The sequence below is a fragment of the Duganella sp. LjRoot269 genome (assembly GCF_964254095.1).
Classification (GTDB): Bacteria; Pseudomonadota; Gammaproteobacteria; order Burkholderiales; family Burkholderiaceae_D; genus Rugamonas; species Rugamonas hordei.
This window is the reverse complement of sequence record NZ_CAXUSL020000001.1, coordinates 3,557,617-3,580,112: the sequence shown is the minus strand read 5'-3', so window position 1 is coordinate 3,580,112 and position 22,496 is coordinate 3,557,617. Positions and strand designations below refer to the sequence as shown.

10 protein-coding genes are annotated in these 22,496 nt (G+C 66.1%); 5 read left to right on the top strand and 5 right to left on the bottom strand.

Translation table 11 applies throughout. The features are described from left to right. Positions 1–48 precede the first annotated feature (48 nt). The 3 genes from ACSQ3S_RS16025 to ACSQ3S_RS16015 are packed head-to-tail and all read left to right on the top strand — an operon-like array spanning position 49 to position 5,892. On the top strand, positions 49–3,255 hold the full coding sequence (locus ACSQ3S_RS16025; protein ID WP_436142997.1) for an efflux RND transporter permease subunit: 3,207 nt from the start codon (positions 49–51) through the stop codon (positions 3,253–3,255). Between the two features lies 1 nt (position 3,256). Beyond that, positions 3,257–4,510: an efflux RND transporter periplasmic adaptor subunit gene (locus ACSQ3S_RS16020; protein WP_436142996.1), complete on the top strand. Its 1,254-nt coding sequence runs from the start codon at positions 3,257–3,259 to the stop codon at positions 4,508–4,510. Next, positions 4,507–5,892: an efflux transporter outer membrane subunit gene (locus ACSQ3S_RS16015; RefSeq protein WP_436142995.1), complete on the top strand. Its 1,386-nt coding sequence runs from the start codon at positions 4,507–4,509 to the stop codon at positions 5,890–5,892. Before ACSQ3S_RS16020 ends, ACSQ3S_RS16015 begins: the two co-directional genes overlap by 4 nt. Positions 5,893–5,911: 19 nt before the next feature. On the opposite strand, the gene ACSQ3S_RS16010 is transcribed toward ACSQ3S_RS16015, so the two are convergent. The 4 genes from ACSQ3S_RS16010 to ACSQ3S_RS15995 form a co-directional block, all read right to left on the bottom strand. Continuing rightward, positions 5,912–7,324, bottom strand: coding sequence for a PA domain-containing protein (locus tag ACSQ3S_RS16010; RefSeq protein WP_436142994.1), 1,413 nt, complete (start codon positions 7,322–7,324; stop codon positions 5,912–5,914). Beyond that, positions 7,321–8,430: a choice-of-anchor J domain-containing protein gene (locus tag ACSQ3S_RS16005; RefSeq protein ID WP_436142993.1), complete on the bottom strand. Its 1,110-nt coding sequence runs from the start codon at positions 8,428–8,430 to the stop codon at positions 7,321–7,323. The genes ACSQ3S_RS16010 and ACSQ3S_RS16005 overlap by 4 nt, the downstream gene beginning before the upstream one ends. A gap of 149 nt (positions 8,431–8,579) precedes the next feature. Further along, positions 8,580–16,841 (bottom strand): galactose-binding domain-containing protein, encoded by an 8,262-nt coding sequence (locus tag ACSQ3S_RS16000; protein ID WP_436142992.1) that lies wholly within the window; start codon positions 16,839–16,841, stop codon positions 8,580–8,582. Between the two features lie 468 nt (positions 16,842–17,309). Beyond that, positions 17,310–17,696: an OsmC family protein gene (locus ACSQ3S_RS15995; protein ID WP_436142991.1), complete on the bottom strand. Its 387-nt coding sequence runs from the start codon at positions 17,694–17,696 to the stop codon at positions 17,310–17,312. Positions 17,697–17,816: 120 nt separating this feature from the next. On the opposite strand from ACSQ3S_RS15995, the gene ACSQ3S_RS15990 reads away from it, so the two are divergent. Further along, positions 17,817–20,069 carry a TonB-dependent receptor domain-containing protein gene (locus ACSQ3S_RS15990; RefSeq protein ID WP_436142990.1) on the top strand — a complete coding sequence of 751 codons (2,253 nt, stop codon included), beginning with the start codon at positions 17,817–17,819 and terminating at the stop codon, positions 20,067–20,069. Here the strand turns inward: ACSQ3S_RS15990 and ACSQ3S_RS15985 are convergent, their stop codons facing one another. Then, positions 20,070–21,224 (bottom strand): branched-chain amino acid ABC transporter substrate-binding protein, encoded by a 1,155-nt coding sequence (locus tag ACSQ3S_RS15985; RefSeq protein ID WP_436142989.1) that lies wholly within the window; start codon positions 21,222–21,224, stop codon positions 20,070–20,072. A gap of 123 nt (positions 21,225–21,347) precedes the next feature. Between ACSQ3S_RS15985 and ACSQ3S_RS15980 the strand changes: the two genes are divergently transcribed. Further along, the gene (locus tag ACSQ3S_RS15980) at positions 21,348–22,496 is read left to right on the top strand and encodes a pyridoxal phosphate-dependent aminotransferase (protein ID WP_436142988.1); all 1,149 of its coding nucleotides are present in this window, start codon (positions 21,348–21,350) and stop codon (positions 22,494–22,496) included.

The window sequence follows — 22,496 nt, the reverse complement described above, 5'->3', positions numbered from 1 at the left end:
GTGCTATGATTTTCCGCTAAAGTCACTGTAGACCCGGAAAATTTCAGCATGTGGATCGTTCAAATCGCCTTGCGGCGGCCCTACACCTTTATCGTGATGGCGCTGCTGATACTGTTGTCCACGCCTCTGGTCCTGACCAAGATGGCGACCGATATTTTCCCCGAGATTAATATCCCCGTCGTCAGCGTGATCTGGCAGTACGGCGGCCTGTCGGCGCAGGAGATGGGACAGCGGGTCGCCTCCTCCACCGAACGCAGCCTGACCACCACCGTCAACGACATCGAGCATATCGAGTCGCAATCGCTGGCCGGTTCCTCCGTCATCAAGATCTTCTTCCAGCCGGAAGCGAACATCCAGACCGCGCTGGCGCAGGTGGTGGCGATCTCGCAGTCCCAGTTGCGCCAGCTGCCGCCGGGGATGCAGCCGCCGCTGATCATCAAGTATTCCGCCTCCAGCATTCCGGTGATCCAGCTCGGCCTCTCCAGCCCGGCCATGACCGAGCAGGCGATGTTCGACACCGCCGTCAACTTCCTGCGGCCGCAGCTGGTCACGATACCCGGCGCCGCCGTGCCCTACCCTTACGGCGGCAAGTCGCGCCTGGTCTCGGTCGACCTGGACACCAGGGCGCTGCAGGCAAAAGGCCTGACGCCGACCGACGTGGTGGCCGCCGTCAGCGCGCAGAACCTGATCCTGCCGTCCGGCACCGCCAAGATCGGCGGCGCCGAATTCAACGTCAGCATGAACGCGTCGCCCGACACCATCGCCGGCTTGAACCAGATTCCGGTGCTGAGCAAGAACGGCAGCATCACCTATCTGTCCGAGGTGGCGCGGGTGCGCGACGGCTTCTCGCCGCAGACCAATATCGTGCGCCAGAACGGAGAGCGCGGCGTGCTGCTGTCGGTGCTGAAGAACGGCGGCTCGTCGACGCTGGACATCGTCAACACGCTCAAGGCGCTGCTGCCGCAGGCCATGCAGTCGCTGCCCAAGGAACTGAAGATCACGCCGCTGTTCGACCAGTCGCTGTTCGTCAAGGCCGCCATCAGCGGCGTCATACGCGAGGCCATCATCGCCGCCGCGCTGACCGCCGCCATGATCCTGCTCTTCCTCGGCAACTGGCGCAGCACCTGCATCATCGCCGTGTCGATTCCGCTGTCCATCCTGTCGTCGATCCTGGTGCTGTACATGCTGGGCGAGACCATCAACATCATGACCCTGGGCGGCCTGGCGCTGGCGGTCGGCATCCTGGTGGACGACGCCACCGTCACCATCGAGAACATCGAGCGCCATCTGCACCAGGGCTCGGACCTGCACAAGGCCATCATGGAAGGCGCCGGCGAGATCGCCGTGCCGGCGCTGGTGTCGACGCTGTGCATCTGCATCGTGTTCGTGCCGATGTTCTTCCTGACCGGCGTGGCGCGCTACCTGTTCGTGCCGCTGGCCGAGGCGGTGGTGTTCGCGATGATCGCCTCCTACATCCTGTCGCGTACCCTGGTGCCGACCATGGTCATGATGATGATGGACCATGCGCCAAAGTCAGCGGACGACAAGCCGAACATGATGCAGCGCGTGTACCTGCGCTTCGACGCGGCCTTCGAGCGCTTCCGCGGCGGCTACATCGTCATCCTGTCCTCGCTGCTGACGCACCGCAAGCGCTTCGGCGGCGCCTTCCTGCTGTTCTGCGTGCTGTCGCTGGGACTGGTGTTCGCCATCGGCCGCGATTTCTTCCCCAGCGTCGATTCGGGCCAGATCCGGCTGCACATGCGCATGCCGACCGGCACCCGCATCGAGGAGACCGCGCGCGTGACCGATCAAGTGGAAAAAGTCATCCGCGAAGTGATCCCGAAAGAGGAACTGCAAACCATCCTCGACAACCTCGGCACGCCGTACAGCAGCATCAACCTCTCGTACAGCAACGCCGGCACCATCGGCACGCTGGACGCGGAGATATTGATGTCGCTGCACGAGGACCACCATCCGTCGCAGATCTATATCGACAAGCTGCGGCGCGAGCTGCCCAAGCGCTTCCCCGGCGTGGAGTTCTTCTTCCAGCCGGCCGACATCGTCACGCAGATCCTCAACTTCGGCCAGCCGGCGGCGGTTGACATCCAGGTCGCCGGCAAGGACCTGGCCAGCAACTACGAAGTCGCCTCGCAGCTGATGAAGCAGATCAAGCAGGTGCAGGGCACGGTCGACGTCCACATCCAGCAGCGCATGGACCTGCCGACCCTGGGCCTGAAAATGGACCGCAGCCAGATGAAGCAACTGGGCCTGAACCCGATCGACGTCGCGCAGAACCTCTTGGTGACCCTGTCCGGCAGCGGCGTGACGCAGCCGGCCTTCTGGCTCAACCCGAGCAACGGCGTGGTGTACAGCGTGGCGGTGCAGTCGCCGCAATACCTGATCGACGACCTGGACGCGCTGCTGCGCACGCCGGTGCGCGGCGCCGGCACGCCGGGAGCGGCGGGCGACGGCACCGGCGCCACCCAGCAGCTCAGCAGCCTGGTGAGCGTGGCGCCGACCACCCAGCCGGCCATCATCTCGCACTACAACCTGACGCCGGTGATCGACATTTTCGTCAGCGTCGAGGGCCGCGACCTGGGCGCGACGGCGGGCGACATCCAGAAGCTGGTCGACGAGATGCGCACCAAGCTGCCGCGCGGCAGCAAGATCGACGTGCGCGGCCAGGTCGAGACCATGCATACCTCCTTCGTCGGCCTGGGTGTCGGCCTGCTGATGGCGATCGTGCTGGTCTACCTGCTGATCGTCGTCAACTTCCAGTCGTGGGTCGATCCGTTCATCATCATCACGGCGCTGCCGGCGGCGCTGGCGGGCATCGTCTGGATGCTGTTCCTGACCGGGACCACGCTCAGCGTGCCCGCGCTGACAGGCGCCATCATGACCATGGGCGTGGCCACCGCCAACTCGATCCTGATGGTGTCGTTCGCGCGCCAGCGCCTGAACGACGGACTGCCGCCGCTGTCGGCCGCGCTGGAAGCGGGCGCCACCCGCATCCGGCCGGTGCTGATGACGGCGCTGGCGATGATCATCGGCATGGTGCCGATGGCGATCGGCATGGGCGAAGGCGCGGAACAGAACGCGCCGCTGGGCCGCGCCGTGATCGGCGGCCTGCTGTTCGCCACCGTCTCCACGCTGCTGTTTGTGCCTATCGTCTTTGCCGGCGTCCACCGCTACCTCGAACACCGGGCCGCGCGCCGCGCGCCCTCCATGCCTGCCGTCGCAGAAGGGAATACCTGATATGTCCGAACAACGTCACGCCGCACTTGGCATCCACAGCGCGCCGGAGGATGGCGCGCATGAACACCGCCATCCGCATCGGGGACCGGTGCTGAAGCGCGCCAAGCTGGTCGGCCTGGTCGCGCTGGCGCTGCTGCTGGCCGGCGGCGCCCTGACGCTGGTGCAGCGCGGCTTCCACGCCAGCGCGCTGGCCGCCGCCACCACGGAATTGAACCAGCAGTACGTCGTCACCACCAACGCCAAGGCGGCAAAAGGCGGCCAGCCGCTGTCGCTGCCGGGCACGCTGCAGGGCATGATCGAATCGCCGATCTACGCGCGCAGCAGCGGCTACGTGCTGCGCTGGACCAAGGACATCGGCAGCCGCGTCAACAAGGGCGAGGTGCTGGCCGAAATCGATACGCCGGAAGTGGACCAGCAACTGTCGCAAGCGGTGGCGGCGCGCCAGCAGGCTGCGGCCAGCCTGGAACTGGCCAAGAGTTCGGCCGAGCGCTGGGAAGCCTTGCGCAAGAAGGACGCTGTCACGCAACAGGAACTCAATGAGCGCAGCAGCGCCTACACGCAGGCCCAGGCCAACCTGGCGGCGGCGGACGCCAATGTGCGCCGCCTGCAAAAGACCGAGGAGTTCAAGCGCGTGCTGGCGCCGTTCTCCGGCGTGGTCACCAGCCGCAACGTCGAGGTCGGGGACCTGATCAACGGCGGCAACGGCGGCGCGGACCGTGCCCTCTTCCGCCTGGCGCAGATCGACCCGCTGCGGGTCTACGTGTATGTGCCGCAGACGTATGCGCAGCGCATCAAGGTCGGCGACAAGGTGACTGTCACGCAGGCCGAGCTGGCTGGCCAGCAGTTCAGCGGCACCGTGGTGCGTACCGCCGGCGCGATCGATGCCGCCACGCGCACCATGCAGATAGAAATCAACCTGCCGAACAAGGACAACGCGCTGCTGGCCGGCGCCTATGTGCAGGTGGCGCTGCCGTTGAGCGGCAGCTCGAATGCGCTGCTGGCGCCGTCGAACGTGCTGCTGTTCCGGCCCGAGGGTCCGCGCGTGGCCGTCGTGGGCGCCGATGGCAAGGTCAAACTGAAGGCGGTCACGCTGGGACATGACCTGGGCAACAGCATCGAGCTTCTCGGCGGCGCCACGCCGGAGGACAAGCTGGTCGTCAATCCGGCGGATTCGCTGGCCGACGGCGACGTGGTGTCGGTGCGGCCGCCCAAGGCCGATGCCGGCGTTGGCGGCGCGCAGAAAGCGCAGCCATGAGATTGCAGTACCGAACAGGCATCGCCCTCAGCCTCGCGCTGGCCGGATGCGCCGGCGCGCCCGTGTACGAGCAGCCCGCGCCGGTGGACATGCCGGCCATGTGGCAGTCCGCCGCCACCTTCCGCTCCGGTGCGCCCGCCGATGCTGAATTGAAGGGCAACTGGTGGACCGTCTTCGGCGACCGGCAACTGAACCAGCTGGCCGAACAAACGCTGTCGCGCAACCAGAGCCTGGCCGCGGCGGCCGCGCGGCTGGAGCAGGCCCGTGCGCAGGTGACGGTCAGCTCGGCCGGCCTGTTCCCGCAGGCGACGCTGCAGGCCGGCGCCGCGCGCCAGAAGACCGCCAGCACCCGGCAGGCGCTGGACCACTATCAGCTGGGCTTTGCCGTCAACTACGAGGCCGACCTGTTCGGCCGCGTGCGCAGCAGCGTGCAGAGCGCGCGCGCCGGCGCCGAACAGGCCGCGGCGGACTATGAAAACATGCGCCTGGTGCTGGCCTCCGAACTGGCCGCAGACTACTTCAACCTGCGCGAACTGGATGCCGAAATCGACGTACTCAACCAGGGTCTCGTGCTGCAGCAAAAAGCCTACGACTTCATCCAGGCGCGCCACGAACTGGGCGCCGCCACCGGCCTGGATCTGGCGCAACAGCAGTCGCTGCTGGACGCCAGCAAGACCCAGCTGGAACTGCTGCAAAGCCAGCGCTCGCAATACGAACATGCGATCGCCACGCTGACCGGCACGCCGGCGCCCTCCTTCAAGCTGGCGCCGGCCGTGGTGACGTTGTCGCCGCCGTCGCTGCCGGTCGGCGTGCCGTCCGACGTGCTGCAGCGCCGGCCGGACGTCGCCTCCGCCGAACGCGCCGTGGCCGTCGCCAACGCCAACATCGGCGTCGCCCGCGCCGCCAATTTCCCATCGCTGACGCTGCAACCGACCGGCGGCTGGGACAGCGGCGAAATGAGCAAGCTGCTGACCGCGCCCAACCTGATCTGGTCGCTGGGCGCGGCCGTCACGCAGTCGCTGTTCGACGCCGGCCGCAACGACGCCACTGTCGCCATCGCCAAGGCCGGTTACACCGGCGCCGTGGCCAACTACCGCCAGAGCGTGCTGGTGGCGATGCAGGAAGTCGAGGACGGCATGAGCAACCTGACCACGCTGGGCCGCGCCCATGCGCTGTCCGAGGCCAGCGTGCGCAGCTCCCAGCGCGTGCTGGAGCTGGCCAACGACCGCTACACCGGCGGCGTCGAAACCTATTTCGACGTCATCACCGCGCAGCAGACGCTGCTCAACAACCAGCGCCTGGCGGTGCAGATACGCGGCAAGCAGATGGTCAGCTCGGTCTATCTGGTGAAGGCGCTTGGCGGCGGCTGGCTGAAACACTAGTCAGTCGCCCCAACGCCGGCTACCAGCCTATGTCCCTCAACAGCGGGAAGGTCAGGTCGCGCGGCGGTGCGACTTCATGCAGCAGGTCGCCGTTGATGGCCGGTTCCATCAGCAGGTTCGGGAAGGCGCTGGTGTCGTAGTGCGACACCGACGATCCCGGCTGGTCGGGATTCGGCGCGAACATCAGCACGCGGCCGGCGGCGTCGGTGCCGGCGCGCATCGCCAGGTTGACGCCCAGGTTGGCGAACACGCCCGAATGCAAACGCGTGCGCTTGGCCAGCGCGGCCTTGAGGCGCAGGCCGTCGTCCTGCGTGATGCGGACCGCCGGAATGACGATGCCCGGATCGGTGCCGCCCAGCCCCGCCGGCGGCGAACCGGGCGCGTTGTCGGCGATGACGACGGCGATGGCGCCGGCGTCCTGCGCGTTCCGCACCTTGACCACGAAGGTGCACGCGCCGCGATCGATCAGCGCGATCTTGCCTCGCACCGCGAGCGCGTTCGCCGGCGACAAGGGATTGCAGGCCAGCCCGAGGTCGGGCGCTGTATCGATCACCTGCATCACCTCGCCCGTGATGCCCGGACTGCCCAGCGGAGGACCGAAGCTGGCCGCGCCGACCTGGTCCACCCCGGCGATGCTGGCCGGCGACAATATCGTCAGCACCGGCGCACCGGCCTGCAGCAGCGTCCGCGCCGCCGCCGTGACGATGGGCCCGTTCCATACCAGGTGGCCGGAATTGGTGGCCGAGAACACGCGTTCCTCGTCGCTCATGTCCTTCCACAACTTGCCCAGGGTGGTGTCGAGCAGGAAGTAGTCCCAGATGCTGGGAACGCCGGCCAGCTGTTCGCCGGTTTCGTCGTCGGTGTAGGTCTGGAAGCCCAGGCCGTGGCCGAACTCGTGCAGCAGCACCGTCACCAGGTCGACCAGCGGCCCGTGATTGTTGTCCAGGCCGAGGTAGAACGGGGTGCCGGTGAAGCAGCCGGGCTGACCGAGATTGACGTTGAACGTGGCGCGGATGTCGGGCGTGTCCGGCTCGACGTCCTCGCCGACCAGCTTGTCGGTCTCGGCCTTGCTGAACCAGGCGTTGGCGACCGGCGCGGCGGGAAAACCGGAGAACACGGCCAGCGCGCCCGCCGCGCCGAGCACGGCGCCGCCCTCGTCGCAAGGCAGCGCATCCCAGGTGGCCAGGATGCGGATGGGCACGGCGCTGTCGAGCGTGGCGCCCCATTTGGCGGCCGCCGCCTGGAACACGTTCAGGCGCTGGGCGCCGAGCGTCGTGCCGAGGTTGCCGCCGACGGGCGCGGCCGGCGTGGTGTCATTGAAGCCGACGCCGGCCGGGTCGCCGTTGACGATGGCGATGGTGGCGGCGGCCCAGCTTGCCGACGAGAACAGCAGCGCCAATGCTGCAACGGAGGCGGATAAAAGGCGTTTCATTTCCGTTCTCCTTTCATCGCGGCCAGTGCCGCTTGCTCTCCGGACACGCACTGCTCCGTCACGCCGCCGGCATCCCTGCTGGCGACGGCAAAGCTGGAGTACGGCTTGTCGCGCAGCACGCCGATGCCGCCTTGCGCTGGATGAATCATCTTCGGTCCGGCAACGCGCGACCTGGCGGCAGGCTTGGCGGCCTGGACGGCGGCGTTCAGCGCGGCCGCCTGGGCTGCCGTCGGAGCGCCCAGCTTGCCGGTGGCGGGATCCTTGTAGGCCTTGAAACCGCCCTCTTGCGAGGGCGCCACGGCGGCGGACGGTTGCGCGACGACGGTCACGTTAGGAAAGCTCATGACGCCGTTGTCCATCGGCGCGGCCTGGGCGGCAAGCGCCGCCGCCGACAGGCCGGAGACGGCCAGCCAGTGGCGCGGCCGCAAGCGGCGGCGCACGCCGAACATCGCGCAGCCGCCGAGCAGCATCAGCGCCATCGCGCCGGGCTCGGGGATGGCCGTGGCGTTGACGCTGACCGCATCGATGCCGATGTAGTCGCCGTTGACGGCGGTATCGTCGACCACGTATCGGAAGGCGAAACGTCCGCTGGCCGGCGCCGCCAGGCCGTCGACCAGCACCGAACGCGCTACCCAGCCGGTATCCGCCGTCGAATCGAAGGCGGCCAGCAAGGTGAACACGCCGGTCGAGGCGGCGTCGAAGCCGACGTCGGTACTGACGCCGCTGGTGCTCAGGTAGACTTCGACCCGGTCCAGGAAGCCTTCGCCCAGCAGGCGCAGCGAGAAGTTCATCGCCTCGCCATTGTTCAACGCCAGCTCGGGCGTGATCAGCCAGTTGCTGACGGCGCCGCCGAATGCCGCGTTGTTGAAGTTGGCCGCGATATAGGAATTGGCGGGACCGGATGGCGCGGGGAACAAGGCCGGATTGCCCTGGAACCAGGAGGTCGTGCCCGGCGGCGAACTATTGTTTTGCAGCACCCAGCCGCTGGCCGGCAAGGTGGCGATATTGTCGAAGCCTTCGCTGAGCAACGGCGCGGCGCCGGCGGTGACGACGGTACAGCTGGCGGCGGCTGCAAGCAGCCGCGCCAAACGTTTCATCAAGTTCATGGCAATCCCCAGGTGAGAAAGTCGAATCAAGAAAATCAACGGTACGGCTCAACTTGCCTTGATTAGACTTGCGGCCCCATCCGCGAGTTCCCGCCGGGACGAAAAAAAGCCCGGCACGTGGCCGGGCTCCGGAGTGTTGCGGTGCTGAATTACCAGCCGATGCCGAAGATCAGGTGTTCCGGTTGAGGCTCCTGAATCGTGGTGCTCTGGTTTTCCACGTCGTCGTACGGGAAGCCGTAGGCCAGCCCGTTGATGCCGTGGTCATGCCAGAACTTCGCGAAGAAGTTCGCCGGCGCCGCCTTGTACCAGGCGGAAGGCACGGTCCACTTGCTCGTGTCCAGCGCGACATGGCGGTTGAACGCTGCGCACAGCTGCGCCTCGATCGCCTTTTCCATGGCGGCCTTGTCGCCCTTCAGCGGGTCGGGATCGCCGAAGGCCAGCGGACCCGCACCGTTGAACACATCCTGCGTGTTCGGTTTCCCGACCACAAAGTTGCCCGGCTTCACGGCACCCGTCTGCGTATCCACTTCCGTGAACACCAGCTGGTTGCCGACGACGCCGCCGTTGAACTGGCGCCCGCCCACGGTGACAGCCATGTTGTGGCTGGCATAGTAAGTCCATACCTCGTCGATGTAAGCGTCGAAGTAATGGCCGTTGGCGCGGCCGTCGCCAAAGCTGCCCTTGGTCGGCGCCGTGATGCGCAAGGCACCCGCCGCCGGCTGGAAGGCGGCCGGCACTTCCTCGTTGAACGCGCTGAACAGCGTGGCGCGATCCTGGTTGATACCGGTCTGCGCATGGCGGGTGTTGCCGTTGCCATACATATCGAGCAGCAGCGGGAAGCTGAACTGGTCGACCTGCGTGGTGTTGATCCACATGCCGTTGTTGTTGTAGCTGAACTCGTACCAGTCGAAATTCACGTCGATGTTCGGATCGGTCGGATTGTCCACGTTGGGACCGGCAAACGCGATGTCGCCGTTGATATCGCTCAGGATCTTGATGAACATCGGCCCGCCCAGCGAGACGAAGACACGGCCCGAATCCATCTTCGGAATGTTCAGCGTCTTGCTTTGCGCCAGCGTGAAGAAGTAGTTGGCATAGTTCTGGCCGTTCTTGCTCAGGTGGTTGGGACCGTCGTTGTCCTCGGCCGCCGCCGGCACGATGGTGCCGTCCGGCTTGAGCCAGGAGAAACGCTGCGTGCCCGGGTCGCGCGCGATCACCGCCACATACACCTGGTCGTCGCGGAAGGCGCCCTTGGTGTTGTTCCGCAGATCGACGCTGACCATGTTCGGCTGGGCCGTGTAGACAGGCGCAGCGCCCATCGTCACGGTGGCCGCCGCCGACGTCACCTTCTTGCCGGCGGCATCGGTCACCACCACGTCGTAGCTGTTGCCCGCGTCGCCCGCGGCCAGGGCCGGGGTGTTGTAGCCGGCCAGGGTGGCACCGGCAATCGCCGCGCCGCCCTTGCGCCACTGGTAGCTGAACGGCGCGGTGCCGCTGGCGGCCACGGTGAACCCGGCGCTTTGGCCCGGCAGCAGCGCCTGGCTCGCAGGCTGGCGCGCGATCACCGGCAGCGTCGGATCCGGCGCCGGATCGGCGCCGCCGTCGTTGTAGACGCCCACTTCAAACAGCGAGTAGCCGTAGATGCTGGAACGCTGCTTGCCGAACAGGCGCACGAAGCGAGCCGTCGTCGCAGGGAAGGTAAAGGCATCCAGGCCGCCCTTGCCGTTGTCCTGCGTATAAATCACCTGGCTCCAGTCCTTGCCGTCATGCGAGACCTGGATTTCATAAGCCTTGCCGTAGGAGTTTTCCCACTGCAGGGCCATGCGGTTGAAGCGCTGCTCCGAGCCCAGGTCGATCATCAGCCACGACGGGTCTTCAAACTTCGACGACCAGCGCGTATCCGGTTTGCCGTCCACCGCGTTGGCGGCGTTGGTGCCGTCGTTCTCGTCGCCGCTGGACAGCACCTTGCGGCCCTGCGCCAGGTTGGCGTCCGGCGCCGCCGGAGCGAAGGTCACGGCGATGCTGTGGGCGGCCGTCACGTTGCTGAACGTATAGCTGTTCTGCACTGCGACGTCGTTGCCGTCGACCTTGACCGAGGCCACGGTATAGCCGGGGTCGGGCAGGAAGCTGAAGGTCTTGCCACCGCCCTGCGGCACCGGGGCGGAGCCGGCCGGGCTGATCGCGCCGTGCGCGCCGGCGCTGGCCGCGATGGCCAGCTGCGGCGCCGCGGCGCTGTTGTACACCTCGAACTCAAACAGCGAGTAACCGTACTGCGTGTTGCGCTGGGTGCCGAGCATGCGCACAAAGCGGGCCGTGACCGGCGCCAGCGAAATATCCTCGACGCCGCCGTTGCTGTTGTCCTGGCCATACACCTTGGTCCACTGGTCATTGCCGTTCGAGACCTGGATCTCGTACTTCACCGCATGGGCGTTCTCCCAGCGCAGCACCACGCGGTCGAAGGTGGTGGGTGCGCCGAGGTCGACGGCGATCCACGATAGATCCTCGAACCTCGAAGACCAGCGGGTATCGCCGGCGCCGTCCACTGCAAACGGGGCGGCGACGTTGTCGCCTTCATTGCCGCTGCTGGTGGCAATCTTGCCTTGCGCCAGGTTCGCGGTATTCGGCGAGACCGGTTGCTGCGGCTGCTGCGGTGGCTGCGGCGACACCACGGTCAGCTTGGCCGCCGGGCTGGTGACGCTGCCGGCGACGTTGTTGACCTGCACCTTGATGCTGGCGCCGTCGTCGCTGGCCGAGGTGGTGGCGATGGTGAAGGTCGGCACCGTGGTGGTGCCGATCTGCACGTCGCCCTTCAGCCAGTTGTAGGTGAATGGCGCGGTGCCGCTGGCCGTCACCGTGAAGGTGGCTGGCTGGCCGGCATTGACCGTCACATCCGACAGGCCGGTGGCGATGGCCGGTGCGATCGGCTTGTTATACACCTCGAACTCGAACAGCGAGTAACCGTAGTTCGACGCGCGCTTGTGGCCTTGCAGGCGCACATAGCGTCCACTCACCAGCGGGAAGCTCAGATCCTCGATGCCGCCGATGCCGGCCGTCTGGGTATAGGCCGCCGCCCAGTGTTCGTTGTCGTCGGACACCAGGATCTGGTAGGCCACGCCATAGGCGTTTTCCCAATGCAGCACGACGCGGTTGAAGGACTGCACCGAACCCAGGTCGACCTGCATCCACGCTTCGTCCTCGTAGGCCGAGGCCCAGCGGCTGTCCAGCTTGCCGTCCACCGCTTGCGACGCCGGATGGCCGTCGTTTTCCAGCTTGCTGGAATCGGTCTGCTTGCCCAGCGCCAGGTTGACACTGGCCGACAGCGGGCCGAAGCTGGCGCTGATGCGGTGCGCGGCCTGCACGTTGTCGAAGGTGTAGCTGTTGCGCAAGCCGATGCTGTTGCCATCCACCGCGATCGCCGTCACGGCAAAGCCGTCCGCCGGATTCACGGTGTAGGTCTGCGTGCCGCCCTGGTAGATCGCGCTGTCGCCGCCAGGCGTCAGCGTGCCGTTGCTGCTGGTGCTGGCCGACACCACATACTGCGGCGTGTTGGCGGTGTTGTAGACCTCCAGCGCGAACAGCGAGTAGCCGTACTGGCTGGCGCGCTTGTCGCCGCTGAAGCGCACATAGCGCGCGGTCACGGCGTCGAAGCGCAGGTCCTCGGTACCGCCCTTGCCCGCCGTCTGCGTCGACACGGTCCTCCAGTCAGCCTGGTCGTTCGATACTTCGATGTGGTAGGCGCTGCCGTAGGCGGCCTCCCAGCGCAGCACCACACGGTTGAACGCCTGCGCGGTGCCCAGGTCGACGACCGCCCACGACTTGTCGTCGAGGCCGGACGACCAGCGCGAGTTGACGTCGCCGTCGGTCAGCGCGGCCGAGGTATCGGCCGTGCCCTGGTTGCCACTGACGGTCACGTGCTTGCCGACCGCGATGTCCGACGTCGGGTCGGTGTGCGGCGGAGGTGGCGGCGGCGGATTGTTGCCGCCACCGCCATTGCCGCCACCATTGCCGCCGCCGTTGTCCACCGGCGCCGTCACGGTCAGTACCGCGTAGCCGCTGGTGATGCCGCCGCCGCCATTGCTGACGACCACGTTGTACTTCGCGCCATTGTCATCGGCGCTCAGTTCCGGTGTCACATAGAACGGCGCCGTGGTGATCGCTTCCGGGATATCGTTCTTGAACCACTGGTAGCTCATCGGACCGGTGCCGCTGACGCCGACCGTGAAGGTTGCGCTCTGGTTGGCCGGTGCGCTCTGGTTCACCGGTTGCGCGGTGATCGCCGGCGCCGGCACCGCATCGCCCTTCACGCACAGGGCCCAGCCCGGCGTGTTGACGATGATGCCGCCCACCGATGCGCCGTTCGAGAACGCCAGGTAGGCGTTGGTGGCGTCGTTGGGCACCACGGTGGTGGTCCAGGTGGCCCAGGTCGAAGGGAAGCCGCAGGCGGCGTAGTTCGAGCTGGCGATGGTCATCGCTTCGGCGCGGGTCGGCAGGCGCATGCCCAGCGAAGCGCAGTACTGCGCGGCGACAGGCTGGGTGAACTGCGCGCCCTGCTGCTGGAACGTGGTCACGTACTGTTGCCACAGCAGCTTGCTGACGTTGTCCTGCACCGTCGGCACGAACGGGCCGTTCGGAATGCCGTCGATGTGCGAGATGTAGGTGCCCGGCAGCGCCGCCTGCGTGGTGTAGCGCTCGCCGGCGCCGCACTGCGGCACGTCGTACACCGAGAACTCGTACAGCGAGTAGCCGTAGTCGCTGCCACGCTTGCTGCCCAGCATGCGCACATAGCGCGCCGCGACGGTCGGGAAGTTCATCGTTTCGGTGCCGCCATGGCCGCCGGTCTGGCTGGCCACGGTGCGCCACGAGGCTTCGTCGTCCTTGTCGTTGGTGACCTGGATCTGGTAGTCGGCGCCATAGGCCGCTTCCCACACCAGCACCACCTGGTCGAAGCTTTGCACCGAACCGAGGTCGATCGCGATCCACGACTTGTCGATTTCGGGCTTGGAGCTCCAGCGGCTGGTTTCGTCGCCGTCCACCGCGAACCTGGCGGCCAGGTTGTCGCCCTGGTCGGTGCTCGAGATGGCGGTGCGGCCCTGCGCCAGGTTGATGCCGCTGCCGCCGCTGACTTCCAGCGTGGCCGGGTTGCTGGTCTTGCTGCCGGCGTCGTTGCTCACGGTGACCGTGTAGCTGCCGACGTCCTTGGTCTGGGCATTGGCGATCGCATAGCTCGGACTGTCGCCGCCGACCAGCACCTTGCCGCGGCGCCATTGGTAATGCATGGGCTGCGAACCGTTGGCCAGCACGCTGAAGCTCAGGCCCTGGCCGGACGACACGTTCTGGCTGCGCGGCTGGGTCAGGATGGTGGGCGCGACCGGCGCGCCCACCGTCAGCCTGGCATCGTCGGACGTAATGCTGCCGACGTTGTTGCTGATCGTGACGCTATAGACGGTGCCGGTATCGGCCGTCTGCATGCCCGGCGTGGCGTAGGTGCTGTCATTGGCGCCGGCGATTTCCTGGTGGTTCTTGAACCACTTGTAGGCCAGCTTGGGCGAACCGCCCGCCGTCACCGAGAACTGCGCGCTCTGGCCCGCGCCCACGCTTTGCGGCGCCGGCTGGGTGATGATGGTCGGCGCGCTTGGCGCCACCACCGTCAGCACCGCGTCATCCGACCTGATCTGCGTGGCCGGATTCGACACCAGCACGCTGTAGCGCGCGGCGTTGTCGCCCAGCGCAGTCGGCGGCGTGGTGTAGGTGTAGCTTTCCGCGCCGGCGATCACCTGGTCGTTCTTCATCCACTTGTAGGTCAGCGGACCGGTGCCCGACGTCAGCGCGGTGAAGGTCGCCTGCTGGCCGACCGCCACCAGTTGCGGCAGCGGCTGCGTCACGATCTGCAGCGCGCTGACCGGCTGTTCGGCCACCTGCGTGGTGGTGCCGTCGAAGAAGGCCAGGCTGTCTACCGGTTTGACTTCGAACGTGACCGAACCGTCTTTCAGGCCGGGCACCTTGGCGTTGACCGTCACCAGGCCAGGCACGAACTGGGTGCGCACGGCCACCTTGGCCAGGCCGCCCTCGACCTGCAGGTTGGGATCGCCGGGCGCGTGGTAGCCCTGCGGCTTGTCCGGCGTGACCAGGTGGTCGGTGCCGCCGCGATAGGTGCCGACGCCGCTGACGCTGAAAGTGATTTCAGGACGGGCTTCGTACACGCGGTTGCCTTGCGCATCGACCACCGTGGCCAGCACGAAGGCGGCGTCGGTGCCGTTGGCGGTCAGCTGGAAGGCGCTGCCGTCAGGCTTGCGCAGTTCCGGCTCGACGCTCAGCACCACGTGGTCCGGCGCGCCCGAGGTCACCAGCTTGTCGCTGGCCAGCACGTGGGCGGCATCGTCCATGCAGTCGGCCTGCAGCGTGCCGGCTTCCCATTGCACGTCCCAGTGCGCCTGCGACGGCAGCGACACCGAGTCCTGGCCGATGTCGGCGCCGACGTCGATATCCTGCGAATTCGGCACGGCGTCGCCCAGCGGTTTGCCGTTGACCGACAGGCGCACCACCGGGCAGTTGCTGAAGGCGTTCACGCGCACCATGCCGGCGCGGTTCCAGTGGTGGCCCAGCTTGACGACCGGCTTCAGGGAAAACGGCGTCCACGCCGCCTGGTACATGTAGTACAGCAGGCGCGGGATGCGGTTGCTGTCCATCATCGAGGCGTGATTGCCGCGCACCAGCGTGTTCAGCGTGCCGTCCGACTGGGTATTGATTTCACCCGGCGAATCGGCCAGGTACCAGTGCGCCATGCCGAAGGCCTTGGCGCGCTTGCTGTTGCTCCAGTCGCGCAGGTAGGAGGCGCCGAACTTCAGTTCGTAATTCCACGAATCGCGCGCCACGCCGTCGCCCCAGTATTCGGAGCCCCAGGTCGGCGCATCGGCGAACTCGCCGAGCTTCTTGGCGATCTCGCAACCCTGGCCGCTGCAGCCGAAGATGTCGCCGTTGGCGTGGTTGGGCATGCGGTCGGCCTGGGCGCGGGTCAGGATCGGATCCCACACCTTGGAGATTTCCTTCAGCTGCTGGGCAAAGGAACTGTCGGTCGAGCCGTTGTCGGCCTCCCACGCCAGCACCGATGGATTGTTGCGGCCGAACACGATCATGTCGCGGTGCAGCTCCTTCTTCAGCGTCTGGTTGCTGATCGACGTGCACTCGGTGGAAACGTTTCCATCGCAGACTTTAGTAAACCCGTTTTCGCCATCGCCCGATGGCTGGATCACCATCACGCCGTAGGCATCGGCCGCGTTGAGGAACTCCGGGCCTTCGCTGTTGTGACCGGGACGGTACAGGCTGCCTCCGGCTTCGGCCAGCAGGCTCAGGTCGCGCCACTTCTGCTCGGCCGGCATGGCTGAACCCAGCGCCGGATAGTCGTAGCGGCCGGAACCGCCCCACAGGTAGTGGGCCACGCCGTTGATCAGCGGGAAGTTCTGGTCCCAGGAAATCGTGCGGATGCCCAGCGGCGACGTCACCGCGTCCACCACCACGCCGTCGATGCTGACGGTATGCACCACCTTGTACATGTACGGCTTGCCGGCCGTGCTGTTGTTCGGGTACCAGAGCGTCGGATTGCTGACGGTCAGGTTCTGGTCGAAGGTCAGCGGATGCAGGCCGGGCTGCACGTTCGGCGCCACGGTGCGCGTGTCTTGCGCGGTCGAGACGACAACGCCGCGGTCGTCGACGATCTGCGTGGTCAGCGTCACCAGCTGCGGCGTGTCCTGCTCGTTGAGCACGTTGGTCTGGACCTTGATCAGCGCTTCGGTCGGGCTGGCGCTCAGTGTCGCGACATAAGTGCCCCAGGTGTTGAGCACCGAGTAGACGTTCTGCGGAATGTGGACGCGGTCGGTGATGTGCATGCGCACCGGACGGAACAGGCCGGCATCGGACTGGCCGAAGCGGAACGCGCCGCCGAAGCTGGGCGCCTCGAAGAAGTCGGCGCCGCGCGCGACGCGCACCGCCAGCACGTTGTCGCTGCCGTCGAACTTGACGGAGTCGGTGATGTCGACCACGAACGGCACGAAGCCCAGCACGTGGGTCGCGTTCGGGTTGACGGTGCTGTTGCCCTTGACGAACTGGCCGTTGATGTAGACCTGGGCGCCGGTGTGCGCGCCCTCGAATTCGATGAAGATCTTGCGGCGCGCGTAGGACTTGTCGAGCTTGAAGTGCTTGCGGTACCAGTTCATGTTGCCGGTCAACTGCCCTTCCCCGCCGCCGGACTCGAGGTTGATGAAGGTGTCCTGGTCGCTCGGCGATTGCGGCACGCCGACCGGCGTCCATTTGCTATCGTCGAAGCCGGGTTTCATCGCGTCCTGCGGATCGGAATCCTTCAGGTATTGCCACGGCGTCTCGCCCAGATTGATGCTGAGACGGTTCGATACCGGCAATACCCCTCCTTCGGCTTGCACCAAAGTGGTATTACCCGCCCCCAATAAAACGATTAACAGCGTCGACCATACCGGTAGCCGCTGTCGCCAACTTGCCATGCCCGCATTTCTCATTTATGCCCCCTTGTGCATCATTGCCTCAGTGCTAAAAATTACCCGTTAGAAACAAGTAACGAAATATAGTAGTGACAATTTGCGCTGTCAACTGAAATTATTTTCATAAAATGGCTGAATTTCAGCAGTAAATTGCGCATTTTTTGCAAATTAAACTATATTAATAACTTTACGGAAACACTGTCTCCTATGTACGCCAGCGTACTTAGCACGCAGAGTAATTGGTTTCTAAAAATCCACGCGCGCGCTTGAATTGAACTTTTTTTCAACGAATTGGTATTAATGGATACGGCAGGGTTCGCCCTGTTGGCCGGCACAGGGGAAAGGCGCGCGCGGAGGCGCGCCGGGAGGGGATCAGGCGAAGGAGGTGTCGATGCGCAGTCCCGCCTTCAACGTCAGCGTGACCGGGGTTTTCTCGGCGATTTCCGCCATGCGCGATTTTTGCTCCGGCTGCAGCGCGCCGCTGAACGCCAGCGTGCGCTTGACCACCAAGGCGCCGTCGTCGTGGCTCAGGTGCAGCGAGACGTCGACCGCGTCCAGCGGCCATTGCTTGCGGTCGGCGTACATGCGTAGCGTGATCGCGGTGCAGGCGCCGAGGCCGGCCAGCAGATAGTCGTACGGCGCCGGCCCGGCGTTGGCGCCGCCGTTGCGCTCCGGTTCGTCCGCGACCAGCGTATGGCCGCCGACTTCCAGCGTGGTGCGGTAGGTGTCCCTGCCGATGTGTGCGACGCCTCGTGACATGTTTATTCCCCGGTTACATATTGGTAAAGTATTGTAAATCGCCGGACTACTTTCGGTTCAAGTATGTAAAATAGCAACTTTACATCATCCACATGACGGCGCCGCCACTGCCGCCAATCTATGCACAAAATACTGTTGACCGCAGGTGTAGTAACGTCTTTCGCCACATCGATCACCGCCCAGGCCCAGACCTCCCCCGAAAAAACCGACGCCAAGCCAGTCACCACGGCCAAGCCCAAGGAGGCGGCCGTGCTGCCGTCGGTCACCGTGGCCGGCGAGCGCCCGACCAACCGTATCGACCGCCAGGTCTACGACGTCAAGTCCGACATCTCCAGCACCAACGGCACCGCCGCCGACGCGCTCAACAACGTGCCGTCGGTGGCGGTCGATCCGGACGGCACCGTCACGCTGCGCGGCAGCACCAACGTGCAGATCCTGGTCGACGGCAAGCCGTCGGCCATGCTGCAGGGCGACAACCGCGGCCCGACCTTGCAGGCGATGAACGCCGACGACATCGAATCGGTCGAGGTCATCAACAATCCCGGCGCCCAGTTCGGCAACGAGGCCGGCGGCGGCCCCATCCTCAACCTGGTGATGCGCCGCAACCGCAAGCCCGGCGGATTCGGCTCGGCCAACGCCAACGCCGGCTATGCGGGCCGCTACAACAGCGCCGTGTCGGGCAGCTACAACGAGGGGCCGTGGGGCTTCCAGGGCGGCGTCAACGTCCGCCACGACGGCCGCAACTCCACCGCCGTGGTCAGCCGCGACCGGCTCGACCCGGTCACCGGCAATTTCGTGCACAGCAGCCAGGCGTCGTCCGGCGTCGGCCTGAACGACATGGCCGGCGCCAACGGCACCGTCAGCTACAACCTGAACCAGAACGACACGCTGACCGCCAGTGCCAACTACATGGGGCGCGGCAACGACCAGCACGGCCTCGACCACTACGTCAACGGCGCCATCGGCGGCTTCCCCGCCACCGACTACACGCGCACCACCGCGCGCGAAGGCGACGCCAGGAACTTCAGCTGGGGCAGCCGCTACGACCACAAGGGCGAACTGCCGGGCGAATCGCTGAAGATCGACCTGCGCGTGTCGGCCAGCGAAAACGACAACGACAGCGCCTACGCCAACACCTACGCCGCCGGCAACCTGCCGGACACGCGCGCCACGCAGCACAGCGACACCAGCACCCACATCGTCGATTTCACCGGCGACTACGAGCGGCCGCTGTGGGGCGGCAGCCTCAAGGCGGGCTACAAGGCCGCCACCAACAAGAACGAGTCGGACACGCTGTACACCGACATCAATCCGCTGACCTCGGCGGCCACCGTCAATCCGGCGCGCAGCAACCGCTACGAGCTGGAAGAGACCGTGCTGGCGCTGTACGCGTCCTACCAGATGCGCCTGAACGAGCGCTGGGGCGCGCTGGCCGGCCTGCGCACCGAGTACACCGACCTGGACATTCACCAGCTCACCAGCAGCATCGAGGCGAAGAACAACTATACAAACTATATACCCAGTTTCTTCGCCACCTACAAGGCAAGCGAGACGGCCAACCTGCGCTTCGCCTACGCGCGCCGCATCCGCCGCCCCAACGCCAGCGACTTGAATCCGTACGTGATCTATCGCGACGAGTTCAACGTCTCGTCGGGCAACCCGATGCTGAAGCCGACCAAGACCGATTCGTTCGAAGTGGGCTACGAGACCAAGATGGCCGGCCTGGAAACCAACCTGCGCGGCTACTACCGCAAGGACACCGACGCCATCGTCGACTACCGCTACTTCATCGCCAACAACGTGCTGCTGACCACCCGCCGGAACGGCGAAGGCAGCCATTCGAGCGGGCTGGAATTCACCGTCAGCGGCAAGCTGCTGCCGAACCTGACCTTGAACAGCAGCGGCAACCTGGCGCGCAGCCAGCAGACCACGCAGGACGACACCGGCGCGCTGATCACCCGCAGCGCCAACTCGCTGAGCGGCCGCGTGCGGCTGAACTGGGCGGTCACCAGCGGCACCCAGGTCCAGGGCGCGCTGCAGATGCAGGGCAAGACCTTGTCGGGCCAGGGCTACCGCTCGCCGAATTCGACCTTCAACCTCAGCCTGCGCCACGCGGTGACGCCGCAACTGAGCCTGGTCGGCACGGTCACCGATTTGTTCAGCACCAACAAGATGGAAACCGTCATCAACAGCGCGACCTTGCGCGAAACCAGCACGCGCCGCTTCGACGGCCGGGTGTTCTATGTCGGCCTGTCGTACCGCTTCGGCGGCAATGTGAGGAACGGCGAGGACGGCGGCGAGCCGCGCTTCGGCCCGCCGGGACAGCGCGGCCCGGGCGGACCCGGCGGACCCGGAGGTCCGGGCCCGGGTTGATTACTTGACCACGCCCAGCTTCTGGCGGGTGCCATTCTTGAAGGTGTAGATGGTCAGCACGCCGTCCTTGACGTCGCCGCGCTCGTCGAAGGAGATGTTGCCGGTCACGCCCTTGTGCGTGATCCTGGCCATGACCGGGATGTACTTGACCGGGTCGATCGAGCCGGCCTTCTGCATCGCCTCGACCATCGTCATCATCGCGTCGTAGGCGTACGGCGCGTAGGTCTGGATGTCGATGCCGTAGCGCTTCCTGTAGGCCGCGCGGAAATCGGCCATGCCTTTTTCCTGCGCCGGCTCGACGCCGCCCGCCTCCGCGCATATCACCTGGCCGTCGCTCATGCCCTCGCCCGCCAGGCGCGGCACCGAGTCCGAGCACATGCCGTCGCCGCCCATGAACTTGATCGGGATGCCCAACTGCTTCATCTGGCGCAGCATCGGGCCGGCCACGGCGTCCATGCCGCCGAAGAACACCATGTCCGGCTTGGTCGCCTTGATCGCGGTGAGGATGGCGCTGAAGTCGGTGGCCTTGTCGTTGGTGTACTGGTTGGACACGATGCCGGCACCGGAGGCCGCGCCGGCGTGCTTGATGTTCTTGGTGAATTCATCGGCCAGGCCCTTGCCGTAGGCGGTGCGGTCGTCGATGACGGCGATGCGTTTGGCCTTGAGCGTGTTCAACGCGTAGCGCGCCAGCGCGGCGCCCAGCTGCTCGTCGTTGGCGATGTTGCGGAAGGTGGTGTTGTAGTGCTGACGCGTGTATTGCGGATTGCTGGCCGACGGCGATATCTGCGGAATGCCGGCGTCGTGATAGATGCGCGAGGCCGGGATCGTGGTGCCCGAAGTCTCGTGGCCGATCACGCCGGCCACGCGGGCGTCCGCCAGCTTTTGCGCGACGGCCGTGCCCTGCTTCGGATCGCCGGCGTCGTCCTCGGCCTGCATGACGATCGTGTATTTTTTGCCGCCGATGACCACGCCCTTGGCGTTGAGCTCGTCGACCGCCATGCGGGCGCCGTTTTCATTGTCCTTGCCCAGGTGGGCGATAGGGCCCGAAGTCGCCGCCACGTGGCCGATCCTGACGATCTCGTCCGCCTGCGCGGCGCCGGTGGCAAGCAAGGCCAGCGCGATCGCCTGGCCCAGTGTTTTTGTTGTGAACTGCATAACTTCCTCTTTGGTTAGTCTGGCAAGGATACCATTTGGCAAGTTTCTCCGCCATGCGTGCGTGCCTTCTTGCGCAACTGAAGTAAAATGAAAAATCGAAACATTTGCCCCATAGATACTAGTATGGAAATCTCCCAACGCATCTCCCGCTCCAGGCCACTTGCCACCACGGCCATGCACGGCAGGGTCGATGCGCTGAAGGCGCGCGGCGACGACGTCATCGATTTTTCCATCGCGATTTCGCATTTCCAGGCGCCGCCGTCGGTGCTGCAGGCGGTGCGCGACGGCCTGCAGGCGCCATCGCCATACACCACGGTGGCCGGCGACGGCCAGATCCGCGCCCGCCTGGCGGCCAAGGTGACGCGGGAAAACGGCATCGACGCCGCGCCGGCGGAAATCCTGGTCACCAACGGGGCAAAGCAGGCGCTGTACCAGGCGCTGTACGTGCTGGCCGATCCCGGCGACAAGGTGATCATCTTCAAGCCGCACTGGCCGGCCTATGTCGCCACCTGCAAGCTGCTGGGGCTGGAGCCGGTGCTGGTCGACCTGCCCGCCACGATCACCGCCGAACTGCTGGACCGGTTGCCGGCGGCCCGCATCCTGATCGTCAACAATCCGCACAACCCGACCGGCGCCGTGCTGACGGCGGCCGAGACCGATTGCATCGCCGCCTGGCTGCGCCGAACCGGCACCAGCGCCATCGTCGATGAAAGCTATGAAAAGCTGATCTTCGACGGCGTCCATGTCAGCCTGGCCGCGCGGCCGGACTGGCGCGAGACCGGCATCGTCACCCTCTATTCGGCGTCGCAGTGCTACGCGATGATGGGCTGGCGCGCCGGCTTCGCGGTGGCGCCGGCGCACGTGGTGACGGCGATGGAAACGCTGCAGGGGCCGATCACCGCCGCCGCGCCCATGCTGATCCAGCTGGCGCTGGCGGCCGCGTTTGAAAGCGGCGCACCTACCGCCATGCTGGCCGACTACCGTCGGCGCCGCGACCTGGTGCTGGACCTGGTGCACGGCCTGCCGTGGCTGACGATGCGCCGCCCCGCCTCCGGCCCCTACCTGTGGGCCGACATTAGCCCGCTGACCACCGACACCCACGCCTTCGCCGAGCAGCTGCTGGCCGAATGCGCGGTGGCGGTGATGCCGGGCGAGGCGCTGGGCTGTCCGGGCTTTATCCGCCTCGGCTATATTGCGGCCGACACCGCCACGCTGCGCCGCGGCGTGCGGGCGATCATCGGCTTCGGCAATCAACGCTACCGGGCCCGATAA